Annotated in this window: 25 protein-coding genes; 14 read left to right on the top strand and 11 right to left on the bottom strand. The window is 70.9% G+C overall.

Going from position 1 to position 24,000, the window contains the following annotated elements; all coding sequences use genetic code 11:
• Window positions 1-4 precede the first annotated feature (4 nt).
• Entirely contained in the window at window positions 5-502 is a 498-nt protein-coding gene (locus tag OIE49_RS02020) for a GNAT family N-acetyltransferase (protein WP_326806113.1), read from the top strand.
• Between the two features lie 161 nt (window positions 503-663).
• Here the strand turns inward: OIE49_RS02020 and OIE49_RS02025 are convergent, their stop codons facing one another.
• Window positions 664-1,029, bottom strand: a complete 366-nt coding sequence (locus OIE49_RS02025) for a hypothetical protein (RefSeq protein ID WP_100568754.1) — start codon at window positions 1,027-1,029, stop codon at window positions 664-666.
• Window positions 1,030-1,165: 136 nt separating this feature from the next.
• Between OIE49_RS02025 and OIE49_RS02030 the strand changes: the two genes are divergently transcribed.
• The 5 genes from OIE49_RS02030 (at window position 1,166) to OIE49_RS02050 (ending at window position 4,112) form a co-directional block, all read left to right on the top strand.
• Window positions 1,166-1,519, top strand: a complete 354-nt coding sequence (locus OIE49_RS02030; RefSeq protein ID WP_326800770.1) for a hypothetical protein — start codon at window positions 1,166-1,168, stop codon at window positions 1,517-1,519.
• Complete coding sequence (locus OIE49_RS02035; RefSeq protein WP_326800771.1) at window positions 1,516-2,331, top strand: DUF4388 domain-containing protein; 816 nt, start codon at window positions 1,516-1,518, stop codon at window positions 2,329-2,331. The genes OIE49_RS02030 and OIE49_RS02035 overlap by 4 nt, the downstream gene beginning before the upstream one ends.
• Complete coding sequence (locus OIE49_RS02040) at window positions 2,328-2,498, top strand: hypothetical protein (protein WP_159024865.1); 171 nt, start codon at window positions 2,328-2,330, stop codon at window positions 2,496-2,498. Before OIE49_RS02035 ends, OIE49_RS02040 begins: the two co-directional genes overlap by 4 nt.
• Before the next feature lie 47 nt (window positions 2,499-2,545).
• On the top strand, window positions 2,546-2,935 hold the full coding sequence (locus OIE49_RS02045; RefSeq protein WP_100568757.1) for a roadblock/LC7 domain-containing protein: 390 nt from the start codon (window positions 2,546-2,548) through the stop codon (window positions 2,933-2,935).
• A 79-nt stretch (window positions 2,936-3,014) separates the two neighbouring features.
• Complete coding sequence (locus tag OIE49_RS02050) at window positions 3,015-4,112, top strand: NAD(P)/FAD-dependent oxidoreductase (protein ID WP_326800772.1); 1,098 nt, start codon at window positions 3,015-3,017, stop codon at window positions 4,110-4,112.
• A 63-nt stretch (window positions 4,113-4,175) separates the two neighbouring features.
• On the opposite strand, the gene OIE49_RS02055 is transcribed toward OIE49_RS02050, so the two are convergent.
• From OIE49_RS02055 to OIE49_RS02075, 5 genes are all read right to left on the bottom strand, one after another.
• Entirely contained in the window at window positions 4,176-4,970 is a 795-nt protein-coding gene (locus OIE49_RS02055; RefSeq protein WP_326800773.1) for an SDR family NAD(P)-dependent oxidoreductase, read from the bottom strand.
• Window positions 4,971-5,069: 99 nt separating this feature from the next.
• Window positions 5,070-5,894 carry an aldo/keto reductase gene (locus OIE49_RS02060; protein ID WP_326800774.1) on the bottom strand — a complete coding sequence of 275 codons (825 nt, stop codon included), beginning with the start codon at window positions 5,892-5,894 and terminating at the stop codon, window positions 5,070-5,072.
• A 37-nt stretch (window positions 5,895-5,931) separates the two neighbouring features.
• The gene (locus OIE49_RS02065) at window positions 5,932-7,203 is read right to left on the bottom strand and encodes an MFS transporter (RefSeq protein ID WP_326800775.1); all 1,272 of its coding nucleotides are present in this window, start codon (window positions 7,201-7,203) and stop codon (window positions 5,932-5,934) included.
• Between the two features lie 398 nt (window positions 7,204-7,601).
• Window positions 7,602-8,060, bottom strand: coding sequence for a DUF6174 domain-containing protein (locus OIE49_RS02070; RefSeq protein WP_326800776.1), 459 nt, complete (start codon window positions 8,058-8,060; stop codon window positions 7,602-7,604).
• 326 nt (window positions 8,061-8,386) lie between these two features.
• Entirely contained in the window at window positions 8,387-8,914 is a 528-nt protein-coding gene (locus OIE49_RS02075) for a MarR family winged helix-turn-helix transcriptional regulator (RefSeq protein ID WP_326800777.1), read from the bottom strand.
• A gap of 40 nt (window positions 8,915-8,954) precedes the next feature.
• Between OIE49_RS02075 and OIE49_RS02080 the strand changes: the two genes are divergently transcribed.
• Complete coding sequence (locus OIE49_RS02080; RefSeq protein WP_326800778.1) at window positions 8,955-9,896, top strand: EamA family transporter; 942 nt, start codon at window positions 8,955-8,957, stop codon at window positions 9,894-9,896.
• Window positions 9,897-9,908: 12 nt separating this feature from the next.
• Here OIE49_RS02080 and OIE49_RS02085 read toward each other — a convergent pair whose 3' ends face one another.
• Window positions 9,909-10,742: a PhzF family phenazine biosynthesis protein gene (locus tag OIE49_RS02085; protein ID WP_326800779.1), complete on the bottom strand. Its 834-nt coding sequence runs from the start codon at window positions 10,740-10,742 to the stop codon at window positions 9,909-9,911.
• 190 nt (window positions 10,743-10,932) lie between these two features.
• Here OIE49_RS02085 and OIE49_RS02090 point away from each other — a divergent pair, with 190 nt between their 5' ends.
• Window positions 10,933-11,532 (top strand): hypothetical protein, encoded by a 600-nt coding sequence (locus OIE49_RS02090; RefSeq protein WP_326800780.1) that lies wholly within the window; start codon window positions 10,933-10,935, stop codon window positions 11,530-11,532.
• 126 nt (window positions 11,533-11,658) lie between these two features.
• Here the strand turns inward: OIE49_RS02090 and OIE49_RS02095 are convergent, their stop codons facing one another.
• Window positions 11,659-12,888, bottom strand: coding sequence for an MFS transporter (locus OIE49_RS02095; protein ID WP_326800781.1), 1,230 nt, complete (start codon window positions 12,886-12,888; stop codon window positions 11,659-11,661).
• A 297-nt stretch (window positions 12,889-13,185) separates the two neighbouring features.
• Here OIE49_RS02095 and OIE49_RS02100 point away from each other — a divergent pair, with 297 nt between their 5' ends.
• The 4 genes from OIE49_RS02100 (at window position 13,186) to OIE49_RS02115 (ending at window position 17,202) form a co-directional block, all read left to right on the top strand.
• Window positions 13,186-14,391, top strand: a complete 1,206-nt coding sequence (locus tag OIE49_RS02100) for an NAD(P)/FAD-dependent oxidoreductase (protein ID WP_326800782.1) — start codon at window positions 13,186-13,188, stop codon at window positions 14,389-14,391.
• 90 nt (window positions 14,392-14,481) lie between these two features.
• Window positions 14,482-15,717 (top strand): cytochrome P450, encoded by a 1,236-nt coding sequence (locus tag OIE49_RS02105; RefSeq protein WP_326800783.1) that lies wholly within the window; start codon window positions 14,482-14,484, stop codon window positions 15,715-15,717.
• 51 nt (window positions 15,718-15,768) lie between these two features.
• The gene (locus OIE49_RS02110; protein ID WP_100568766.1) at window positions 15,769-15,963 is read left to right on the top strand and encodes a ferredoxin; all 195 of its coding nucleotides are present in this window, start codon (window positions 15,769-15,771) and stop codon (window positions 15,961-15,963) included.
• Window positions 15,964-16,167: 204 nt separating this feature from the next.
• Window positions 16,168-17,202, top strand: coding sequence for a LacI family DNA-binding transcriptional regulator (locus OIE49_RS02115; RefSeq protein WP_326800784.1), 1,035 nt, complete (start codon window positions 16,168-16,170; stop codon window positions 17,200-17,202).
• A 28-nt stretch (window positions 17,203-17,230) separates the two neighbouring features.
• On the opposite strand, the gene OIE49_RS02120 is transcribed toward OIE49_RS02115, so the two are convergent.
• Window positions 17,231-18,565 (bottom strand): PP2C family protein-serine/threonine phosphatase, encoded by a 1,335-nt coding sequence (locus OIE49_RS02120; protein WP_326800785.1) that lies wholly within the window; start codon window positions 18,563-18,565, stop codon window positions 17,231-17,233.
• Between the two features lie 181 nt (window positions 18,566-18,746).
• The gene (locus tag OIE49_RS02125; RefSeq protein ID WP_326800786.1) at window positions 18,747-19,346 is read right to left on the bottom strand and encodes a TetR/AcrR family transcriptional regulator; all 600 of its coding nucleotides are present in this window, start codon (window positions 19,344-19,346) and stop codon (window positions 18,747-18,749) included.
• A 128-nt stretch (window positions 19,347-19,474) separates the two neighbouring features.
• Between OIE49_RS02125 and OIE49_RS02130 the strand changes: the two genes are divergently transcribed.
• Complete coding sequence (locus OIE49_RS02130) at window positions 19,475-21,166, top strand: amidohydrolase (RefSeq protein WP_326800787.1); 1,692 nt, start codon at window positions 19,475-19,477, stop codon at window positions 21,164-21,166.
• A complete protein-coding gene (locus OIE49_RS02135) occupies window positions 21,159-22,622 on the top strand; it encodes an APC family permease (protein WP_326800788.1) in 1,464 nt (487 codons plus the stop codon). The genes OIE49_RS02130 and OIE49_RS02135 overlap by 8 nt, the downstream gene beginning before the upstream one ends.
• Window positions 22,623-22,656: 34 nt before the next feature.
• On the opposite strand, the gene OIE49_RS02140 is transcribed toward OIE49_RS02135, so the two are convergent.
• Window positions 22,657-23,874, bottom strand: coding sequence for an MFS transporter (locus OIE49_RS02140; RefSeq protein ID WP_326800789.1), 1,218 nt, complete (start codon window positions 23,872-23,874; stop codon window positions 22,657-22,659).
• Window positions 23,875-24,000: the final 126 nt, after the last annotated feature.

Raw genomic sequence — 24,000 nt, forward strand, 5'->3', positions numbered from 1 at the left:
CCGGATGCGGCCGAGGACTGACGATGATGTCGAGACGTGTGTGCGGGTTCTCGCGGAAGTCCATCAATGTGACGGCTACCCGGTGAACTGGCCCGACCAGCCCGACGAGTGGCTGTCACCGGCTTCCCTGTTGGGAGCCTGGGTCGCTGAACTCGGCGGCCGACTCGTCGGCCACGTCAGCTTGTCCCGCGAGGGTGAAGGAGATCTGGCCCCCGGCTTGTGGGGCGAGCTGAACGGGACGAGCACGGCCCTGGCCGCGGTTGTCAACCGGCTGTTCGTCGCCCCACAGGCCAGGGGGCATGGCATCGGTGCACTGCTGATCGGCCAGGCAGTGGAGGAGGCACGACGCCGTGGCCTGCATCCGGTGCTCGACGTCGTGGCGTCCGACACCTCCGCGGCGGCTCTGTACGAGCGACTGGGGTGGCAGTTGATGGCCACGGTCGAGCAGCGATGGAGCCCGTCCCAACTCGTGGCCATTCACTGTTATGCGGCGGCGTCGTGATGCGGTCTCTCGCCGGACAACCCGGCGTCACGCCGAGTTGCTCATACGTCTGACAGCAGCCGACGCCCGGCCCGCGGGCACCTCTCGAAGCGCGCGGCTGGTGCGGGCACCAGTACCTCCGCGCGCTGTGGCGTGCCGCCGGGCCTCGCGGGGTGGGCCGGTCAGACGTCCAGGGTGGTTTCGATGCGCTTGAGCGAGTGGCGTGCGAGGGCCAGGTTGCCGCGGGTCCGGTCGAGCGCGAGGTAGAGGAACAGGCTCCCGTCGCTGTTGGTCAGGGGGCGTATGAGGTGGTACTGCTCGCCGAGCGTGATCAGGATGTCCTCGATCGAGTCATTCATGCCGAGGGTGCTCAGCGTCCGCGTCTTGGCGCGCACGACCTCCGTGTTGCCCGCGGCGGCGACTTCCAGGTCCAGTCCCTGGCCACCACCGAGGGTGCCCAGCGACATGCCGCTCTCATAATCGACCAGGGCGACACCGATCGCTCCCTCGATCGCCATGGCTTCCTTGAGTGCGGTCTCGATGCTCATGTTCTTGCCCTTCGCGCTGTACGACGCGGCACTGAGGCCGTGTCAGAAGAAGTTCGCCGGACGACCTGTTCTGGAACGTCTGGCTTAAACTACTGTGCTTTCTGGCCGAATGTGAAGGGTTTGTGAAAGGATGCCGGTGTCCTCAGTCGAAGACTCCCTGTGCCGCCTGCTCGAAGTGCCGGGAGTCACAGGCGCCGCCCTCGTCGACGCGGTCACCGGGTTGACCTACGGCGAATCCGGCGCGGGGGAGATGGACGCCGCCGAGTGCAGTCGACTTGTGGCGTTCGTCGGCGACCGGCTCCACCTGGCCGGAGCGCAAGGAGAGCTGGAGAGCATGGTCATCACGGGCACCCGGCATCAGCTCGTCCTCAGGGCGATGCCCCGGCCGGGCGATCCCCTGCTGCTGATGGCGGCCTTGGAGCGCGACCAGGCCAACCTGGCTCTGGTCCTGCGTGAGTTGGACCTGTACGTAGCGAAGGCGGCGGGATGAGCACCCGCACCGACGGCCCGCGCAACGTCCCGGCCCTGCTCACCACGCTGTACGACGAGGGCCATTCCGGCACGGTCGTCATCTCCGGCGCGCCCGGCGGCAAAATCCATCTGCGCGACGGCCGGATCGTCGCCGTGGAAACCCCCGGCGCTCCGGGTGTCGAGTCCCTTCTGCTCGCGTCGGGTCGTGTCGACGATGCCTCCTGGAGGTCCGCCTGCGCGGCCGACAGCGGGACCGAGGGCGGAGTCGGCGCCGAGCTTCAGGCGCGTGGCCTGCTGGCACCGGAGGAGTTCGAAATCGTCTGCACGGCAGCCGTGTTCGACGCTGCCTTCGCCCTCGCGCTCAGCCCTCCCGGGGACTGGGAGGTGACGGAGCCGATCCCGACGGCGGTCATCGGACCGGCCTTCGAACCGCACCTTCTCGCGGCCGAGACCTCGCGGCGTCTGCTGCTCCTGAGCCGACTGTGGGGACCGCCCGCCGAGTTCGCCCGCACCCGGGTCCGCCCGGCCGCGGACCGGCCCGCGTCCGTCCCGTCCCGTTATGCGGCGCTGCTGGAGGCCGCCAACGGCCGCCGCACTCCGCGGGACATCGCTTTCGCGTTGGGGCGGGGGACCTACGCGGTCATGCTGGACCTGACCCGGATGGCCGAACTGGGACTGCTGCACCGCGAGAAGCCGGCCGCGGCCGGGCGCCCGAGCACCGCACCGCGCCGACCCACGTCCCCGGCCCACCACGTCCCTTCTCCCGCCGACCGCCCACTGCCCCGGCGCAGCCCCGGAACACATCACCCGCACCGAACGGACAGCGCGTGAGCCCCGACCCGCTGCCGAACCCGGCACCGTTCGCCCCTCCCCCGCTCGCCGTCCGCCGGCCCGGCGCCGGCTCCGCGCTGCCGAACCCGCCGGACGACCTCGCAGACCACCAACCCGACCTGCTCCTTCTGCACCGGGTTTTCGCGGGCCTCAAAGCCCTGTCCTGACCGACCGCGCACGCGCAGCAGCTCACCTCCCACCCTCAGGAGCGCCGATGTCCACCGTCCACCAGCCCGAACCGCTCATCGAGGTCCTGACCGCACTGCGGGAGCGGGTGATGGGAGTGAACGAGACGGTCATCTCCACCGTCGACGGCCTGCTGGTCGCGTCCGACAGCGATGCCGTCCAGCCGGAATCCATAGCCGCGCTCTCCGCCGCCACGCACAGCCTCGGCCAGCGCATGGCCCACGAGGCCGGGGGCGGGGCGCTGCGTGACGTGGCCACCCGGAGCGCCGGACGGCACGTCGTCATCCAGGCCATCGGCGAACGCGCCCTGCTGACCGTTCTCGGCGACGACGGACTCGACCTCGCCGGCCTGCAGCGCGAGATCCACTCCACGGTGGAGCAACTGGCGAAGATCCTCGAAGCCGACGCACCAGCCTGACAACGTGTTCAGCCCGGTGGGCAATGCCTTACTCGCCGGAAAACAGGGAAGGAGCCGGTCCGACCAGGAGGGGCAGAACATGCGTGTGGTGGTCGTCGGCAGCGGGATCGTGGGTGCGGCAGCCGGTTACGAGCTGGTGCGGGCCGGGGTGGACGTGGCCCTGGTGGACTCGCGGGCGCCGGGCCGCGCGACGTCGGCCGGTGCGGGCATCATCTGCCCGTGGTCGTCCCAGGTGGACGATCCGGACTGGTACCGGATCGCGGTGGCCGGGGCCGAGTACTACCCGGAACTGCTGGCGGCGCTGACCGCTGACGGGGAGACCGGGTTCGGCTACCGGCGGGTCGGCACGCTGCGGCTGGCGTCCGAGACCGAGTCCGAGGAGGCGCTGCGGCGTGTGGCCGAGCGTGCCGCGAAGTCCCCGATGGCCGGCGAGGTGGAGTTGGTCGACGCCCGCCGGGCCCGTGAGCTCTTCCCGCCCCTCGGACACGACGGCCCGGCGGTCCACATCCCAGGAGGAGCGCGCCTGGACGGCCGCTCGGTGCGCGACGCGATGCTCCGCGCCGCCGTCCGGCACGGCGCTCGGATCGTCGACGGCACGGCCGCGATCGTGGCCGACAGCGCGGTCCGCGGAGTCCGGGTCGACGACGAGTTCGTCGGCGCGGACGCCGTGATCGCGGCGGCCGGTGCCTGGTCGCCGCACCTGCTCGAACCGATCGGCGTCCGGGTGCGGGTCGCGCCGCAGCGCGGCCAGATCATGCACCTGCGCCTGCCGGGCGTGGAGACCGCGAACTGGCCGGTCGTGCTACCACGGTCGCGGCACTACCTCCTGGCCTTCGACGACTCCCGGATCGTGGTCGGCGCGACCCGCGAGGACGACGCCGGCTTCGACCACCGGGTGACCGCCGCCGGAATGGCCGAGGTGCTCGGCGAGGCACTGTCGGTGGCCCCGGGGCTGGCCGGTGCCACGCATCTGGAGACCCGCATCGGGTTCCGCCCGGTGGGCCCCGATATCCAACCGCTGCTCGGCGCGGTCCCCCAGGTCGGCGGGCTGATCGTGGCCAACGGCCTGGGAGCGTCCGGTCTGATGATGGGACCCTACGCGGGTGCGGTCGCGGCACGACTGGCCCGCCGGGCCGATCCGGGGATCGACCTGACGCCCTACGATCCGCTGCGTTGAGAGCACCGCCCTGCGCGGGGCCGGCAGCCGCGACATGGCTGCCTACCCCGACCGGCGCCGGGGTCAGGGCAGGATGGAGTCGACGTAGCCGCCGTCGACGCGTACGGCGCCACCCGTGGTGGCGGAGGCAAAGGGCGAGGCGAGGTAGACGACCATGTTGGCGATCTCCTCCGGCTCGATGAGGCGCTGCAGCAGCGACTGGGGACGGTACTTGACCATGAACTCGCGCTGCGCCTCGTTCCAGGGCAGCTCGTCGCCGACGAGTTCGCGGACGAACCCCTCGACGCCACCGGTGTGGGTCGGTCCGGCGATGACGGAGTTGACGGTGACGCCGGTGCCGGCGGCGTCCTTGGCGAACCCGCGGCTGACCGCGAGCAGCGAGGTCTTCGTCATGCCGTAGTGGATCATCTCCGCGGGGATGGCCACGGCCGAGTCGCTGGCGAGGCTGAGGACGCGCCCCCAGCCCCGTTCCTTCATGCCGGGCAGGTACGCGCGGATCAGCCGGACGGCGGAGAGGACGTTGACCTCGAAATAACGGCGCCACTCGGCGTCGTCGATCTCCAGCGGAGCGGCGGAGCCGAAGATGCCGAGGTTGTTGACGAGGATGTCGACCGTGGGCACGACGTCCAGTACGGCGGCGGTGCCCGCCTGCGTCGCCAGGTCTCCCGCGGCGCCGGTGACGTCGTCGCTGCCGGACTCGGCGCGTACGGTGCGGACGGCTTCGGCGACGCGCTCCCCACCGCGGCCGTTGACGACGACGCGGGCGCCCGCACGGGCGAGGCCGGTGGCGATGGCGTGACCGATGCCCTGGGTGGAACCGGTGACCAGGGCGGTGCGGCCGGAGAGATCGATCTGCATGATGCGTTCCCGTCGTTGTTCGAGGCTGTGGAGCTGCTGCGGTGTCTCCCTTCCCGGGTTATCCGTCCACGGCGGACGGGTACCCCGGGACGGTCGGGGTCAGTTGAGGGTGTCGGGGTCCGGACCGGTGCGCAGACCGCGGTCGAGGTCCGTGAGGGCGGCCATGTCGGTGTCGGTGAGCTCGAAGCCGAAGACGTCCAAGTTCTGCCGGATGCGGTCGGGGGTGACGGACTTGGGGATCACGATGTTGCCGGTCTGGAGGTGCCAGCGCAGCACGACCTGCGCCGGGGTTACGCCATACGCCTGGGCGACGCGCACGATCGCCTCGTCCCCGAGGACCGCGCCCTGGGCCAGGGGGCTCCAGGCCTCGGTGGCGATCCCGTGCTCGGAGTGGAAGGCGCGCAGCGCGGTCTGCTGGAGGCCGGGGTGCAGCTCCACCTGGTTGACCGCCGGGGTGATGCCGGTGTGCTCCAGGAGCCGCCGCAGGTGGGGGACCTGGAAGTTCGATACACCGATGGCGCGGACACGCCCCTCGGCGAGGATCTTCTCCAGCGCGTTGTAGGTCTCCACGTACAGGTCGCGGGCCGGAGTCGGCCAGTGGATGAGGTAGAGGTCGACGTGGTCCAGGCCCAGCCTGTCCAGGGAGGCGTCGAACGCGGCCAGGGTCCGGTCGTGGCCCTGGTCCTCGTTCCACAGCTTGGTCGTGATGAAGAGTTCCTCACGGGGCAGACCGGAGGCGGAGATGGCCCTGCCGACACCGCGCTCGTTGCCGTAGATCGCGGCGGTGTCGATGCTGCGGTAGCCGGCCTCCAGGGCGCTGGTGACCGCGGCGGTGGTCTCCTCGTCGGGGACCTGGAAGACACCGAAGCCCAACTGGGGCATGGTCACACCGTTGTTGAGCGTCACGTTCGGTACGGAAGTCATCGGGTTTCCTTTCCTTCGTACTGCTTGGTGCGGGGGATCAGGAGCGGACCGCTCCCGCGGCGGCCTGAACGGCGCCGTGGTCGGACGCGGAGGGGTGGGCGGCCCCGTGGTCCGTGGCCGCGACGGGGTCGAGGTTCGCCGGGGCGGAAGCCGCGGCGGTGCGGGTTTCCCGCAACTCGAGCTGGTGCGAGAAGACGGCCAGCACCAGGGCGGCAGCGGCCAGCACCGCCCCGACGGCGTTGGGCGCGGTGTAGCCGAAGCCGGCGGAGATCACCAGGCCGCCCAGCCAGGCGGACAGGGCGTTGCCCAGGTTGAAGGCGCCGATGTTGACCGCCGAAGCGAGCGTCGGCGCGCCGTGGGCGTGGTCCAGGACACGCTTCTGCAACGGCGGGACAGTGGCGAAGCCGAGAGCGCCGATGAGGAAGACGGCCACGACGGACGCGGCCTTGCCGGAGGCCAGGAAGGTGAACAGCAGCAGGACCAGTGCCAGGCCGCCCAGTGCGGTGTAGAGCATGGGCATGAGCCTGCGATCCGCGAAACGGCCGCCGATCAGGTTGCCCGCCACCATGCCCAGCCCGAAGACCACCATCAGCCAGGTGACGGAGGATTCCGCGAAGCCGCTGACCTCGGTCATCATCGGCGCGATGTAGGTGATCGCGGCGAACACGCCCCCGAAGCCGAGCACCGTCATGGCCATGGCCAAGATGACCTGGGTGTTCCTGAACGCGGCGACCTCGTGCCGCAGCCGCACTCCCTCCGGCTTGGGCAGGTCGGGCACGAGCTTGGCGACGCCGCCCAGGCCGAGTACGCCGAGGGCGGCGACGAGCAGGAAGGTCACGCGCCAGCCGGCGTTCTGGCCCACGTAGGTGCCCAGGGGAACGCCGACGACGTTGGCCACGGTCAGCCCGGTGAACATCATCGAGATCGCGCCGGCCTTCTTCTCCGGCGCCACCAGTTCGGCGGCGACGACGGAGCCGATGCCGAAGAAGGCGCCGTGAGCCAGGGAGGCCACCACGCGGCCGATCAGCATGACGGCGAAGACCGGGGCGACGGCGGAGATGACGTTGCCCAGGATGAACAGGCCCATGAGCAGCATGAGCATGTTCCTGCGGGAGATCCTGGTGCCGATGACGGTCATGATCGGTGCGCCGATCATGACCCCGAGGGCGTAGCCGGTGACCAGGAAGCCGGCCGTCGGCACGGACACAGCGAGGTCCGCGCCGACCTGGGGAAGCAGCCCCATGATCACGAATTCCGTGGTGCCGATTCCGAAGGCCCCAATGGCCAGGGCCAGCAGTGCGAGCGGCATGACGAGGGTCCTTTGACAGGCAAAGCCGGATTGCGCAAGCGCCTTACGTGCGTCGACAATACTTGCAAACGACGGCTAACGGCAAACGCGGGTAGGGGGATGTGTGTGACACCGCGGGAGGCCTTCGACCTCCGCTCCCTCGCACGCCCCGGGCGATGACGCCACGGGGGGCCCGGGCCTTGAGCCTGCTCACAACCCCTGTTCGAGGACGTGCGGAGCCGGCTTCCGCACCGGCGGTGTCGCCGAGATCGACACCGAGCCCCGGCCCGTCGCGCACCCGTACCGTCCCGCTCTCGATCGTCACCGTCGGCCCCGCGTAGGGCGACTCGCCATGAACTGACGGCCATTCAGGCCCACTGGCGGTCGAGCCCGTGGGCCGCGAAGAGGCACACGGGCGATCAGGGAAGTTCGCGGTATTCAGTGACGAAGTAGTCGGCCTCGTCGTCCATGGCGTTCTTATGCCAGTCGATGTGAAACTCGGCGGGATGACCGTCTGTGGCGAATGCGACGTGGGCGACATCGGCGTGGCCTGTGCGTGCCTGCTGGACCTTGGCGAGGAGACCGCCCAGGGTCGGGACGTTGTGCGGATTGCCCTCGACGGTACGCCGAGCCGGCTCGTCGAGGCCGATCGCTTTGACGACCTTTCCGTTCTCCACCGTGATCCGGTACTCCCCGAGGTCGCCCCGCTCTCCGGACTCGGAGAGAAGCCGGAAGGAGTACCGGTTCGGTTCGGGCCATCGGTCCCGCTTCACCCGGTCAGCCCCTTCGGCGGTCGGTGCGGGCCCTGTCCCGCAGCCGACCGCGGCGAGGAAGAGCCCGACGGACGCGATGAGCACATGGGTGCGGGTTCTCGACATGGAAGGGCCTCCCCGTAGCTCGGTCGGCCCTTCGACGGCGTCGCCGTTGGGTCGGTTCCTGCCCGGAACGGGACTCCGCGGTCAGTCCAGGTCGGCCTGCCACAGGTCGGGACCGAGGACCTCGTACTGGATGTCGTGCGAGGCGACGCCGTGCTCGATCAGCCGGCTCCGTACGGTCGGCGACCCACGGGGAGCGTGGCGGTGATGACGGGGCGGGACTCGTCGGAGAGCACGGGCCTTCCCTCCTGAGTGCAGGCGGGGACATCTGGCCCGCTCCAGGTACGCGTCACCCCCTGCGTGACACGGCCGGCCCGGCGGGCGGCGGGTCATTCGCCGTCGCCGGAAGAGCGCGGATCGTCCATGCGGGAGAGCCAGGTGGTGAGCAGCGTTTCGAGTGCCTCGGCCTCGGTGGGCGTCAACAGATCCAGCAGTCGGCGTTCGTTGCGCATGTGGTCGGTGAACGCCCGGTCGATCAGTTCGCGTCCGGGGCGGGTGAGGGCGACGATCCGGCCGCGCTGGTCGCCGGCGGAACGGCGGCGGGCGACGAGTCCGGCCTGCTCGAGACGATCGACTCTCTTCGTGATCGCGCCGGTGGTGACCATGGTGTACGCGGCGAGTTCGCCGGGTGCCCGCTCGTAGGGCTCACCGGCGCGGCGCAGTGCGCACAGGACGTCGAACTCCCCCTCACCCAGACCGTAGCGGCCGTAGACGAGGCACAGCTCTTCGGTCAGCCAGCCGGCCAGGCGGTGCAGTCGGCCGATCACTGCCTGCGGGGTGATGTCGACGTCGGGTCGTTCGCGGCGCCAGTCGGCCTGGATGCGGGCCACGTGGTCCAACGGTTGCGGATCGTCCATGGACACCATGGTAGCTTCCGTGGAAGCTATATTGCCTTCCATGGAAACTAATCTGCGCTGGGTAGCTCTGACCGCGGTCGCGCCGGTGGCCTGGGGAACCAACTACTACGTCACCCACGAGTTCCTGCCGGCGGACCGCCCGCTCTTCGGGGCCGCCGTGCGGGCGCTGCCCGCCGGCCTCGTCCTGCTGGCCCTGTGCCGGCAGCGGCCACGCGGTGCGTGGTGGTGGCGGTCCGCGGTGCTCGGTCTGCTCAACGTGAGCGTGTTCTTCGTACTCGTCTATGCCGCCTCACAACTGCTGCCGACGAGCGTCGCCTCGACCGTCATGGCGGTGTCCCCGCTGGCGATGATGCTCATCGCCTGGGCCCTGGTGTCCGAACGGCCCGGCATCTCGCACCTGGCCGGCGCCGCGATCGGACTCGGCGGGGTCTGTCTCATGCTGCTCACAGGGGTGGGAGGGGTGAGCGTGCCCGGAGTCCTCGCCTCGGCCGCGGCCATGCTCGTGTCGGCCTTCGGCCACATCCTGGCCAAGCGGTGGAGCACCAGCGCCGACGTGCTCGCCTCGACCGCCTGGCAGCTCACCGCCGGAGGTCTGTTCCTGCTGCCGGTCGCCGCGGTGGCGGAGGGTCCTCCACCCGCGCTCGACACACCGGCGCTCCTCGCGTTCGGCTACGTCGCCCTGGTCGCCACCGCGCTGGCCTTCACCGCCTGGTTCACCGGGCTGCGGCACCTGCCCGCGGGGACTGTAGGTCTGGTCGGACTGCTCAACCCGGTCACGGGCGTACTGCTCGGCACAGTGGTCGCCGGAGAAGAGCTGACGGCCCAGCAACTGTATGGGCTGGCACTCGTCCTGGCCGGAGTCGTCCTGGGCCGGCCCACACGCGCGAGCCGACGCGGCAGTGGCCCGCCACCAGCCGTAAATCGTGATCTTCCTAGTCAGGTACGGAGCGGAGAGGGTGGTGGCCGGCATCTCCGCTCATGACCTGCCGGTCAGTCAATGGTGAGGGTGCAGGGTCCCGTCCAGCACTGTGACGGCACGGCCGGTGAGGTGTACGCGGTCGCCGTGTACGGCGCTACGGACCAGGCCGGTGCGCGCGGACGCCTGGAGACCGGTAATTACATTGCGGCCAAGTCGCGCCGCCCCGTACGGGGCGCGGACTGTGTGGGCACTGCCCGTGACCGGGTCCTCGGGGATACCTCTGGCGGGCGCGAAGAAACGGGAGACGAAGTCGTGTTCCAGGCCGGTCCCATCCGCTGCTGCGGTGACGATGATTCCGCGCAGGGCCTCGCGGTTCGTCAGGGCTGCTATCGCGTCCAGGTCGGGCGTCACGGCCCGGACGCCGGCCTCGTCGGGCAGGATCGTCAGCAGGTCACCGAGCCCTTCGGAACGGAAGGTGGCCACGGGCGCGATTCCCAGCGCCTCGGACAGCCCTTGTGGCACGGGCACTTTCGTGCTGGGCGCGGCCGGAAAGTCCAGAGTGATGCCGCCTTCCTCGCCGGCGTGCGTGACGAGAACGCCGCTCCGCCGACTCATGAACCGCACAGTGCCGAGGATTCCCCGCTCGGCACGCAGCACGTGTGCTGTGGCCAACGTGGCATGACCGCACAGTCTGGACTCGACAAGCGGGGTGAACCAGCGGATGGCCCAGTCGGCCTCCACCAGGGTGGGCAACGGGAGAGCGAACGCGGTTTCGGAATGATTCATCTCGGCCGCAACCCGTCGCATCCAGGCCTCGTCCGGCCACTCTCCAGCCGCCAGAAGACACACGGCCGCCGGATTTCCGGCGAAGGGACGATCAGTGAAGGCATCGACGACACGAATGCGCATCCCAGGACCGTAAAGGTGCCAAGTCAGTCCCCGCCAAGGCCGATCCGGGAGGAGTGGACCGGCATGGGGCGTACCCGTGATGCCGAAACACGGCTCGGCGGGATTCGCCGGACAGGCGAGTACTCAGGCGTAGTTCGTGATGGTCGCCGCCTCTGTCCGGCCGACGCATGACGCGGTCTAGGGTGAACGAATGGACGTGGGGGCGGTACTGATTGCGATCACTGGTGTAGCGGGAACTCTCGGGGGCGCGTTGCTCACCCAGCGGGGCGCCGACCGGGCCAGGAAGCGCGAGTTGGAGATGGCCCATGCCATCCAGGAAGCTCGCGAGAATCGTGAGCTACGCGGGAGCTGCTACACACAACTGCATCGGGATGCCAGGCAGTTCGCCACGGCGCTCAGCCGGCACTTGTACGTCATGCGGGATCGCACGCTCGGGCCGGAGGACGTATCGGCGTTGGAAGGAACCAAGGACGCCTACCGTGACCGGTGGTCCGAGGCTCTGATGATCGCCCCCGACGCGGTGATTGTTCCGGCTCACGAACTGAACGAAGCGCTGACCGGGGTCTATGGACAGATCAAGCGTTTGGAACAGGGAAACCCCCGCCCGGGCGAGACCTTGCAGTCAGCCGCTGAAGCGCAGCATGCGCTCTGGTCTCTGATAAGCGTCACGAGAGTGGCGATGCGTCGTGATCTGGGTGTCACCGCAGACGCCGGCGAGGAAGTCACCCGTCGAACAGCGTTGGCCTCCTCCAGTAACCCCGTCGTCCCGACCCGGGATTTCGCTGAGTAGCTCGAAACCCATTCGCCGTACTGTGCCGTGATGCGAGCCATTCCCAGGGCTACCTCCCGATCAGCCGGAGCCGTCGAGTTCTTCACGAGAGCGAGGCCCCTGGGCACGTAACGCCCGTCAAGGACCTCACAACGCCGCTCGCCCCGCCGCCCCGCGGTTCCGCCACCGCGCGCCCACCCAGCAGGCACCCACGACAGCGGTCACGGCGGCGAGAGCCGAGTACGCGGCCGCGTAGGAACTCACGGTGACGACCGCGCCCGCGGCGAAGGCGCCGAGACCGGTGCCCGCGTCGAAGCCGACGTTCCAGGCGACGCTGACGGAGGAGCGCGCCCGCTCGCCGGCGGCGGCGAAGGCCTGCACCAGCGTCAGGTTCTGCAACCCGCCGTAGGCGACGCCCACGCCAAGCATCCCGGCCACCACCAGGACCGGCCCGGTCGGCCCTGACCCGCCCACCGCACCCGCGCCGATCACGGCCAGCCCGGCGGCGCCGGCGAACAGCAGCGGGGCGATCGCCGGGGCTGCTCCCCTGCGGTCCGCGACGTGTCCGAACCCCCACCGGCACAGCGCCGCCGTCGCGGTGAACGCCAAAAGCGCGAGGTAGACGGCGACCGGGTCGGACAGCAGACGGGGCGTGAAGGTGAGGATGGCGCCGCCGGCCGCGGTGATGACGAGCAGCGCGGCGATCGGACCGACCAGGACGCGGCGGAGCCGGCTCGTGTCATGCGCTTCGGCGGGCGCGCCGGACACGTCGCCGCTGTCATGCAGGGCGCGTGCCACAAGCGGGGCCAGCGGGACGGCGAGCAAGGGCACGGCCGCGCACGTGAACACCAGCCAGAATCCGACGCTCTGGGCCAGCCAGGGGGCGACGGGGATGAGCAGGAACTGAGGCGCCGCGATGGCGAGCCCGTAGGCGCCGACCGCTCGGCCGCGGCGGGCGGGTTCGACGAGCGCGGCCACCCCGGTGGCACCGCACACGGTGAGGATCCCGAAGCCGAGGCCCCGCACCGCCGCGAGGGCCATGACGGCTCCCGCCTGGCTGGTGACCAGATGTCCCAGGGCGGGGAGTCCGAGCAGGCACGAGCCGAGGGCCAGGGACCTCTGCCAGCCAAGACGCCCGAGGATCCTGCCGACCAGCAGTTGGGCGATCACCGTGAAGAGCATCAGCACGGTGTTGACCAGGCCCGCGCCCAGTTCGTCCGCCCCGCCCTCGAGCGCCCACAGGGGGGCGACCGGCATCAGCAACGACAGGCCGGCGAAGCCCAGCGCGGTCGAGACCAGCAGAGGCCGCATCCCCGGCACGCGCCACACCGGGACCTCTTCCCGGCAGACGGGACCGTCACCTTGTTGCTTCAGCATCCCGAGATGGTAGGCCGTTCGCGCCGCCGTTCACCTGCCTCCCCCCAGGAACTGAGGGCGCCGTACGGACCGGCGCACGCCCCGCTCGGCCACACGAGGGGCATCTGAGCGTCACGCCCAAGACCCAAGTCAAACGCTTGACTAAACTTGACGCCCGGACGTAGGTTCCCCGTGGCGGCATGAGCCGGGGCACTTCTCCGGCCCTGCCCCACGCACTATTCAGAAGCCCTTCCAGCGCTGCCGAGCGGATCATGGGATACCGGTCGGGCGCTGCCGGCCGGCGAGTTGGAGCAAGACGTGGGCGATCGGTCGGGCATATGCGTCGTGGGCGGTTCCGTCGCCGGCACCGCGGCCGCACAGGCGCTGCGGGCCAAGGGCCATGACGGGGAGATCCGGCTGATCGAGGCGGAGGCGCACATCCCCTACGACCGGCCGCCGCTGTCCAAGCAGGTCCTCCAGGGCGGGCTCGACCTTCCGGCGCTGCAGTTCCAGTCCACCGCGCACTGGTCCCGGCTCGGAGTCACCCTCACGCTGGGCACGTCGGTGACCGAGCTGGAGCCCGGGGAGCGAGTGCTGCGCCTGAGCGACGGATCCGAGCTGCGGGCGTCCGGCATCGTCCTGGCCCCGGGGACGGAGTCCAGGCCGCTGCCCTTCCCCGACGAGCAGTCCAGGGTGCGCCGGCTGCGCACCCTGGAGGACGCGCTCGTACTGCGCGGATCGCTGCAGACCGCGCGGTCGATCGTGCTCGTCGGCGCCGGCTTCATCGGCCTGGAGGTGGCCGCGACCTCCGTCCGGCTGGGGCTCGACGTCACCGTCGTCGAGCTGCTTCCGCTGCCGCTCGCCCCGGCGGTCGGCGACGTCGTCGCCGAGCGGGTGTGCGCCGCGCACCGGGACAGCGGGGTCACCCTGCTGACGTCGCGATCGGTGGCGGAGGTCCGGGGCGACGGGCGGGTCTCCACCGTCGTCCTGGACGACGGCCGGGCGATCGAGGCGGACATCGTCGTGGCCGGGGTGGGGGTGCGCCCGGCCACCGGATGGCTGGCCGGATCGGGCCTGGAACTCGGCGACGGCATCGAGGCCGACGCCTACTGCCGGACCTCGGCGGACCTGGTCTACGCCGCCGGTGACGCCGCGCGCTGGCACAACCCCGCCTTCGGCGCCCGGATGCGTGTCGAGCACTGGAGCACCGCCCGCGAGCAGGGTGCGACGGCGGCCGCGAACCTGCTGGGCGAACTGCGGGGCGAGGACGCGTCCCGGACCCCGTTCGTGCATGTGCCGTACTTCTGGTCCGACCAGCTGGACATGAAGATCCAGCACGTCGGCCGCATCCTCGCGGGCGGGCACAGCGAGGTGGAACACGACGGCGACGGCGCCCTGTTCGTCACGCACCGGCTGGGCGACCGGCTGACCGGCGCGACGACGGTCAACCGTCCGAGGGACGCGATGCTCTCGCGCAGAAGGATCGCGCAGGAGTGCGAGCGGCTGGGGCCGCCCATCGGCTGAACGGACCGCCGGCAGGCCGTCCGAGGAACCACGATCCGGTGCACCGGCTCACCGCCGCACCGGCCGGCGTTGACGTTGAAAGGAAGAACCATGGGCAGTCCGCTGCAGGACGCGCAGATTTTCGATCCGACCGACCCGGAGTTCCTGAAGAACCCCTACCCGGTTCTCAACCACCTGCGGGAGAACACCCCCGTCGTCAGGGCGGAGTCGCTGGGACTCTGGCTCGTGACCCGCCACGAGGACGTGTTCGCGTGCCAGCGGGACGCCCGTCTCACCCGGAACTTCAGCCACAAGTACACCCCCGAGGAGATGGGGGTCGCACCGCGCGACGCCCGCTGGGCCGACTTCTGGCAGGCGGAGAAGTGGAGCCTGCTGGACATCGAGCAGCCGGACCACACCCGGATCCGCTCGCTGGTGTCCTCCGCCTTCACCCCACGCCGCGTGACGCAGATGCGCGACGCGGTCCGCGCCCGCTCCCGGAAGCTGCTCTCGGACCTCATCGAGCAGGGCGAGTTCGACCTGCTGCACGACTACGCGATGCCGTACTCGGTGTCGATCGTCTGCGAACTGCTCGGCGCCGACCAGGAGCAGGCACCCCTGTTCCTGGACTGGGCGCACGCGATGGTGAAGATGTACGAGCTCGACACCAGCGAGGAGCAGGCCAAGCAGGCCAACGACTCGGCCGCGGCCTTCATCGCCTACGTCCGCGAGCTCATCGTGCTGCGCCGTCGGCAGCCCTCCGACGACCTGGTGAGCGCCCTGGTCGAGGCCGAGACCGAGGAGGGCAGGAAGCTCACCGACGACGAGATCGTGTCCACGGTGATCGTCCTGCTGAACGCCGGCCACGAGGCCACGGTCAACACCACCGGCAACGGCATGACCGCCCTGCTGCGCCACCCCGACCAGTGGGCGCGGGTGACCTCCCAGGAGGTGGCCCCGCGGCAGGCGGTGGAGGAGGTCATCCGCTGGGATCCCCCGCTCCAGTTGTTCGAGCGCTGGGTGCTGGCCGACGACGTCGAGATCGGCGGCCAGGAGATCCCCTTCGGCTCGAAGATCGCGATGCTGTACGGCGCGGCCAACCGCGACCCGCGCCTGTTCACCGACCCGGAGGTACTGGACGTCGGCCGGGTGAACGCCTCCCGCCACGTCAACTTCGGCGGCGGTGTGCACGCCTGCCTCGGCGCGCCGCTGGCCCGGATCGAGCTGGAGGAGACCTTCACCTCGATCCGGGACCTGTGCCCCGATCTCAAGCTTGTCGAGGAGCCGCGCCGCAACTCGGCCTTCGTCATCTGGGGCATGGAGTCGGTCCGCGTGTCCGCTCGCTGACCCCTCGGCCGGAAACACGACAGCACGTCAGCAGTCAGTAGGAGGAAACCCATGCCACGCCTGCAGGTCGACGAAGCCCTCTGCAAGGGGCACGGTCTGTGCTACTTCGGCTGGCCGAAGATCTACGACCTCCGGGATGACGGCATCGCCGTCGCCCTGGTCGACGAGATCCCGGCCGAACTGCTGGAGGAGGCCCGCAACTCCGTCGAGGCCTGCCCGGAGCGGGCCCTGCGGATCGTGGACTGACCGCGGTCCCGGTTCGCGCACCCGCCCGGCGGCGGCCGTTCACGGCCGCCGCCGGTCCTGTTCGGGGCGTGGCCGGTAACGATCACCGGTCGCCGGGGCCGTGGGCCGCGGAACGTATCATCGACGCCTACGCGCCCGGCCGGACCGGGCCGCGGCGCTCGCAGGGGCTGGTCGCCGGCCTCCGGCGGGAAGGGAGTGACACTCGTGGCACGCCGCCGGGTTACGGGCGCCGATGTCGCCGCCGAAGCGGGGGTGTCGGTCTCCATCGTGTCGCTGGTCCTGAACGGGAAGGACTCCGGCAGGGCGAACCAGGCCACCCGGGACAGGGTCCACGCGGCCGCGCAGCGGCTCGGGTACCGTATCGACCGCCGCGGCCGCAGCCTCGCCACCGGCCGGACCGGCATCGTCGGTTACGTCGCGCCCGATGTCGCGACCCCCTTCTTCAGCAGTGTGCAGATGGGCCTGCTGAGCGAACTGAGCCCGGAGTACCAGGTCCTCACCGTGGTCACCGCCCTGGGCCAGACGGTCAGCCAGGAGAGCGTCCGGCGGCTGCTCGACCTGGGCGTGGACGGCCTGATCATCTCCACGGTCGAAAGCGACCTGGTGACGTCCCTGAACCCGTCGTGCCCGGTGGTGATCCTCGACTCCCCCGGACGGCAGAAGGACCTGCCGCGCGTCAATCTGGACGTCGCAGGCAGCGCCAGGGAACTCGCCCGCCATCTGACGGATCACGGTCACCGGAGCTTCGCCTACCTCGACATCGACACCCGGACCCGGACCCTGGAGGCGCGCCGCAAGGCGTTCACCGCCGAGGCACGGAAGGCGTCGGAGCGGGTGGGGGTCGTGGTGGCACGCTCCCCCATCGACGTGACGGCGGCGTACGACACCGTGGCGGACAACTGGTCCGCCTGGCGCGACGCCGGAGTGACGGCGCTGGTGTGCGGCTCCGACCTCCAGGCGTTCGGCGCGCTGGCGGCGCTGCGCGACCTCGGGGTTTCGGTTCCGGAGGAGGTGTCCGTGGCCGGCGCCGACGACCAGCCGATGTCCCGGATCGTGCAGCCGTCGCTGACCACGGTGAAACTTCCCTCGTTCGAGCTGGGCAGCCTCGGCGCGCGGGAGCTGCGCAAGGCCATGGACGGGCCGGACGCGGTCGCGGGGCGACCATTGGTGCTGCCGACCCGGCTGGAGATCAGGGAGTCGACCGGCAGCGCGCCGAAAGCCCGCTCCACGCCGCGCTGACGCGGCACTCGGTCCCGGTGCGCCGAGGTCATGGGAGTGGGGTGCGCAGGGCGAGGATGGCCACGTCGTCGTGGCCGTCGCTGGGGTGCCGGCCCGCGAGAGTCCGCACGAGGTCCTCCAGCGGCTGGTCCGCGTACGCGGTGGCGAGTGCGGCCAGGGCGTCCAGCCCCTCGTCGATGGAGTGTTGGGGGTGTTCGACGAGTCCGTCGGTGAAGAAGATCACCACGGCCCCCGCGGGCAGGGTCCGGGTGTGGTCGGGGCGGACCTCGTCGGTGCTGACGCCGAGGGGCACACCGGGGTCGGCGTTCAGGTACTCGGCCCGCCCGTCGGGGGTGATCAACAGCGGGGGCAGGTGGCCGGCGGTGCTCCACTGCAGTGTCCAGCCGCCGTGCTCATCGGGTGCGATGCGGGCCAGCAGGGCGGTGGTGACGGGGTTCTCGGTGGTGGCGTTCAGGGTGATGTCGAGCTGGTGGAGGATGCCACTGGCCGGGGTGCGGCGGTCGTAGAGCAGGGCACGGAGCATGCTGCGGGTCTGGGCCATGGCGCCGGCCGCGTGCAGGTCGTGGCCGACGACGTCTCCGATCACGACGCCGAGGGCGCCGTCGGGCAGGATGACGGCGTCGTACCAGTCCCCGCCCAGGCGGTTGGGCTCGGCGGCGGGCTGGTAGATCGCGGCGGCGGTGAAGGGCCGCAGGTCCGGGAGGGTGGGCAGGAGCAGCCGCTGGAAGGTCTCGGCGCTGTCGCGGATCTGGCCGAACAGGCGGGCGTTCTCGATCGCGATGCCCGCGGCGCTGGCGAGGGCGACGAGGACCTCCTCGTCCGCCCGGTCGAAGGGGCGTCCGTCGTGGCGTTCGGAGAGGTAGAGGTCGCCGTAGATCTCGCCGCGGACGCTGATGGCCACCCCGAGCAGGGTGCGCATGTGGGGGTGGCCGGCCGGGTAGCCGACGGAGGCCGGGTGGGACGCGATGTCGGTGACGCGCAGCGGTTCGGGGTGGCGGATCAGCAGCCCGAGCACTCCGCGGCCGTGGGGGAACTCCACCCCGGCCAGGGCGGCACGCTCCTCCTCGGACAGTCCTGCGGTGATGAAGGCCTGCAGGTACTCGCCGGACTCGTGGAGCACTCCGAGGGCGCCGTAGCGGGCGCCGACCAGGTCCATCGCAGTGGTGACGACGCGGTGCAGCACGGACGACAGATCCAGCTCGCCGCTGATCGCCAGTACCGCGTCGAGCAGGCCCTGAAGCCGGTCCTTGGCGGCGGCCAGCGCCTGGAGCCGCTCGCCGATCTGGTCCAGTTCCTCGTTCAGGCGCTGCCCCAGGTCGGGAATTCCCGGCAGCTTCGGCTCGTCCTCGTGCCCGGCCGTCATGAGCGCCTGGTTGAGGTCTTGAACACCGGCTTGGCGCCCTTCCTGTCCAGGTCCAGGTGGCCGGGATCGTCCCGGTCACCCGGCATCCCGACACGACCGCGATCAAAGAAATCACAGCCTGACACGACCGGACCGACCACACCGGCCATTGCTCCGAAAGCGGCATGCCATGGCCGCACAGTCACGCGGCCGGTGCGCCGAACGCCCGTGACGCGTCGAGCATCGCCTCGACGGCGCGCTGCACAGTGATCTGACCGTTGCCGGCCACGATGTGCAGTCCGTAGGCGTCCTCCAGCGCCACCAGGTTCAGGGCCGCCGTCGCGGTGTCCAGGACGAGGTTGAACGCCCCCGCCGCGGCGCCGAGTTCGAGGACGGTCCGGTACGTGGCCAGTTGCCGCTCGTACATCGACTCGACCAACTTGGTGTGCAGCGGGGAACTCTCGGCCAGCACGTCGAACTCGTACAGCAGGCGCATCAGCGCGTCGTCGGGTCCTGTCGGGAGTCCGGCGCGGATCGTCTCCCCCAGGAGTCGCGCTGGATCCTCGATCGTGCCCGGCAACGCGTCCCGCCGGTCGCAGAAACGTTCCATGCCCGCGCGATAGGCCTCGCTCAGCAGCGCGTCGAGGTCGTCGTAGTAGTAGAGGACGGCCCCTCGGGTCAGCCCCGCCTTGCGTGCCACGTCCGCGAGTGAGAGGGAGCGGAGCCCGGTCTCGGCGGTCGTGTCGATGACCGCCTGGATGAGGTGGGCGCGGCGTTCGTTCTGATTTTTTCGGCGGGCCATCCCTTGACAGTAGTCGAGATGCTCATGAGACTCGAACCATTCTTTGACGCCGATGACAACAAATGCGCGCACCGTCTCGGCGCACCTTCGCCGCGCGTTCGTGGCGCGGCTCAGAACCAAGGACAACCATGCTGGACACCCTGATCACCGGCGCCCGCGTGCGCACGTTCGACGATTCCCGCCCGCGGGCCGGCGCCGTCGGCATCACCGGCGGGCGCATCGCCTTCGTGGGCGACGAGGCGGAGGCCCCGGCGGCCCGCGAGCACCGCCGCCTGGACGGGGGACTCCTCACCCCGGGCATCATCGACAGCCACAACCACCTGCTGCTCGGCTTCGACCCCGACGCCGTCAGCCTCGAGGGCGCCGAGACCCTCGACGAGGTCCGCCGCCGTATCGCCGAACTCTCCGAAGCACGCCCGGACCTGACCTGGATCTGCGCCGAGAACGCCGTGTACTCGGTGGTCCACGGCCGCCGCCCGCACGCCCGCGACCTGGCCGGCATCACCTCACGTCCCGTCTTCGTCACCACCTACGACCAGCACTCGGTGTGGCTCAACGACGCCGCGATCCGCGCGCTGCGCCTGGACGAGGGCGGCGACATCCCGTGGGGCCGCCCGGAACGGGACGCCGACGGCCGCGCCACCGGATGGGTCACCGACTTCTACACGAGCGCCATGACGACGGCGGGCCTGGCCGGCCTCCAGCGCGACATCCCGATGTACTCGCCCCAGCGGCGCTACCGGAAGCTGCTGGGCAGCCTGGAGATGGCCACCGCCGCCGGCATCACCACCGTCGTCGAACCGCAGGTCCCGCTCGCCGAGATCGACCTGTTCCGGCGCGCCCAGGACGAGGGGCGCCTCAGCTCCCGCGTCATCGCGGCGCTCTTCCACCCCATGGGGTCCGACGGAGCGTTCCGGAAGCAGTTGCGCGCCGCGGCCGACGCCGCCCCGAACGGTGACCGCCTGGCCTTCGGCCCGGTCAAGCTCTACGCCGACGACGTGATCGAGCCCCACAACGCCTGGATGCTGGACGACTACGCCAACCGGCCCGGGCACCGCGGCCACCCCTCCGCACCGCTGGGCGAGCTCACCCGCGTCATCACCGAACTGGACCGCCTCGGCTTCCAGACCCACACCCACGCGACGGGCGACGGCGGCATCCGCCTGGCCCTGGACGCGATCGAGCACGCCGCGCGCACCAACGGCAATCGGGACCGCCGCCACGGGATCGTGCACGTCGAGTGCCTCGCCCCGGAGGACCTGCCGCGCTTCGCCCGGCTGGGCGTCACCGCCTGCATGCAGCCGCGCCACTGCTCCCCGGACCTCGTGGCCGGCACCTGGATGGACAACGTCGGCGAGACCCGCTGGGACCGCGCCTGGCGACTGCGCTCACTCATGGCGTCCGGCGCCCACGTGGCCCTGTCCAGCGACTGGCAGGTGGGAGAGATGGATCCCCTGGTCGGGTTCTACTCGGCGCTGACCCGGGCCGGGCTCGACGGCAAGGACGCCTGGACCCCGGCGGAACGCGTGGGGCTCGACGACACGTTGCGCGGCTACACGGCCGAGGGCGCCTGGGCCTGGCACCGCGAGAACGAGTACGGCGTCATCCGCGAGGGCGCCAAGGCGGACCTCGTCGCCTGGTCCGAGGACCTCTACGCGCTCGAACCGGACCCGGCGGCGCTGCTCCAGCAGCGGGCCGAGGTCACCTGGGTGGGCGGCGAGGTGGTCCACGAGGCCGCCACCGCACGCGCCACCGCCGGCCACTACGGTGCGCTCACCTCCTGCTCCGCCCACACCGAAGGCGGTCACGCCCATGCCTGACAGCAGCCGTCCCTCAGGCGTCGCCGAGGGCACCGCCACACGGACCACGGCGAACCGCCGGCCCGCGGCACCTGGCAGTACCGCGACCGTCGCCGACGGCGAACAGGCCCAGGAGGCCCCGGGCGGCACACAGTTGCGCCGCAGCCTGAAGCTGCGCCACATCGTCTTCCTCGGCCTGGCCTTCATGGCGCCCCTGGCGGTGTTCGACACCTTCGGTCTGGTCTCCGAGGCGACCGACGGCCATGTGCCGCTCGCCTACCTGGCCGTCCTCGTCGCGGTGGGGCTCACGGCGCTCAGCTACGCACGGATGGCCCGCCGCATCACCTCCGCCGGATCCGTGTACACCTACGCCGGCAAGTCGCTCGGGGCGGCCGTGGGCTTCCTGGTGGGCTGGTCCGCCACGCTGGACTACGTGCTGCTGCCCATGCTCAACGCCCTGCTGGCCGCGATCTACATGGGCGCCGTGCTGCCCGGCGTCCCGGCGTGGGTGTGGGTGCTCTCCACCGTGGTGGTCTGCACGGCACTGAACCTGGTGGGCGTGCGGCTGGCGGCCAAGGTGAACGTGGCGCTCGTGGTCATCCAGGCCGGCGTCGCCATCGCGTTCCTGGTGTTCGCGGTGCGTGCCATCGCCACCCATGGCGAGTCGTTCGGAACCACCGGCTGGGACCCGGCCTCGGTGCCGCTGCCCGCCCTGCTCAGCGGCGCCTCGCTGCTGGCGCTGTCGTTCCTGGGCTTCGACGCCGTCTCCACCCTCTCCGAGGAGGCCGAGCAGCCACGCCGGGACATCCCGCGGGCCATCCTGCTCATCGTGGCCGCCGCCGGGGTGTTCTTCCTGGCCATCACCTACGCCATGCAGACGCTCTTCCCGGACGTCTCGGCCGTGGGCGACATCGTGGGCGCCTCGCCGGAGATCGCCAAGTACATCGGCGGTGCCGCGTTCCAGGCGGTGTTCGTGGGCGGCTACCTCACCGCGGTGCTCGGGTGCGGTCTGACCCAGCAGATGAGTGCGGCACGGCTGCTGTTCGCCATGGGCCGCGACGGCATGCTGCCGCGCGCCGTCTTCGGGCGGGTCGATCCGCGTACCGGCGTCCCCGCCCTCAACGTGCTCATCGTGGGCCTCATCGCCGCCTCCGCCGTCTTCCTGGACCTCGGCAGCGCCGCCTCACTGATCAACTTCGGCGCCTACGTCGCCTTCGCCGCGGTGAACCTCGCGGTGATCGGGTTCTGGGTGCGCGACCGGCGCGCCGGACGGCCGGAGGCCCGCGGACCCGTCGCCGCCGTGCTGCAAGTGGTGCTGCCGGTTCTCGGGTTCGTCGTGAACGCGGCCCTGTGGGTCAGCCTGGACACCCCGGCCAAGGTCGTGGGCGTCATCTGGGCGCTGGTGGGCGTGGCAATCCTCACGCTCCGCACGGGCGGATTCCGGCGCCCGGTGCGGACGTTGAACCTGGAGGAATAGGTCCGCGAAGTCCCCGGTCGCCCGGACGGAGCGGTCAGTGCCGGAGTGCGGTACGCCCTCGCCCCGCAGGCTCGGCGGAGCCGGTTCCGGTTCTCAGGGCGCGCATGGCGAGGGCGCCCGCCAAGGGACCGGGAGCCAGGAGGAGGAACGCGTAGCGCCAGCCGACGGCGTCCGCGAGGAGAGGGGTCAGCTGGATGCTGACGACCGTGAGGGCGAACCCGATCGCGGTCTGGGCCGTGAGGGCCGTTCCGATGTAGCGGGAGTCGGCGACCTCGCTGAGGGCGGTGGAGAACACTCCGGAGTCGGCGATCACGGCGGCGCCCCACAGCACGCAGAACGCGATCACGAGCGCCGGCGGGGAGTGGAGGAGCAGTGGTGAGAGCAGACAGCACAGGCCACTGGTGACCAGGGCCGCGATGGCGGCGGGAGGACGGCCGTAGCGGTCGGCGCCCCAGCCGCCGAGCAGACAGCCGACGACGCCGCCGATCCCCATGGTGAGGAACACGGTGACCTCGACAGAGCCGGGAAGGTGACGGGCACTGTCCGTGGCGGCGAGGTAGGCGGGTATCCAGGTCCACAGGGCGTAGAGCTCCCACATGTGCCCGAAGTAGCCGAGGTTGGCGGAGCGGGGGCCGCGCTGGGTGAACATGGTGAGGGCGTAGCGGGGGTTGCGGGCGGGCGCGGCCGGGGCGGCGTGGGGGCCGACGCGGATGAAGGCCAGCGCGATGCAGGAGGCCAGGAGTCCGGCGGCCGACGCGACCAGGAGAACGCCTCGCCAGGGCAGTGACCCGACGCCGGCGATGAGGTGCGGAAGGGTCGATCCGAGCGTCAGGGCGGCGACGAGCACGCCCATGGACCTTCCGCGTGCGGCGCCGTGCGCCCAGGAAGCCATGAGTTTCATGCCGACCGGGTACACACCGGCCAGGCACACACCAGTGACGAAGCGGAGCGGAACGGCTGTGGCAAGCCGGTCGACCGACACGGCCAGGAGCACGGTGCACACGGCGGCAGCGGCGGCGCCGCCGGCGAGAAGGCGCTGGGGTGGAAGTCGGTCGGCGAGGGTGAGGGCGGCGGACGTGAGCGCGCCGGTGACGAACCCGAGCTGGACCGACGCGGTCAGCCATACGGCGTCCGCGGAGTCGAGCCCCCACTCGCCGCGCAGTGTGGGAACCACCGCCGACATGGAGAACCAGACGGCGAGGCCGAGGACCTGTACGGCGGCGATCGCGGCGCGCTGTATGCCCGCGTTCATGGTCGCTCCCCCTCCCTCACCGGAACCAAGTGGGCGGGAGAAGCCTACGGGGCGGTCTCCCGCCTGCTCGGCTCGGCTCCCGAAGCGTGGGGCTGACGTGTCCCATCGACCCGTGGCGACCCCTTA

The organism is Streptomyces sp. NBC_01788 (assembly GCF_035917575.1).
Lineage (GTDB): Bacteria > Actinomycetota > Actinomycetes > Streptomycetales > Streptomycetaceae > Streptomyces.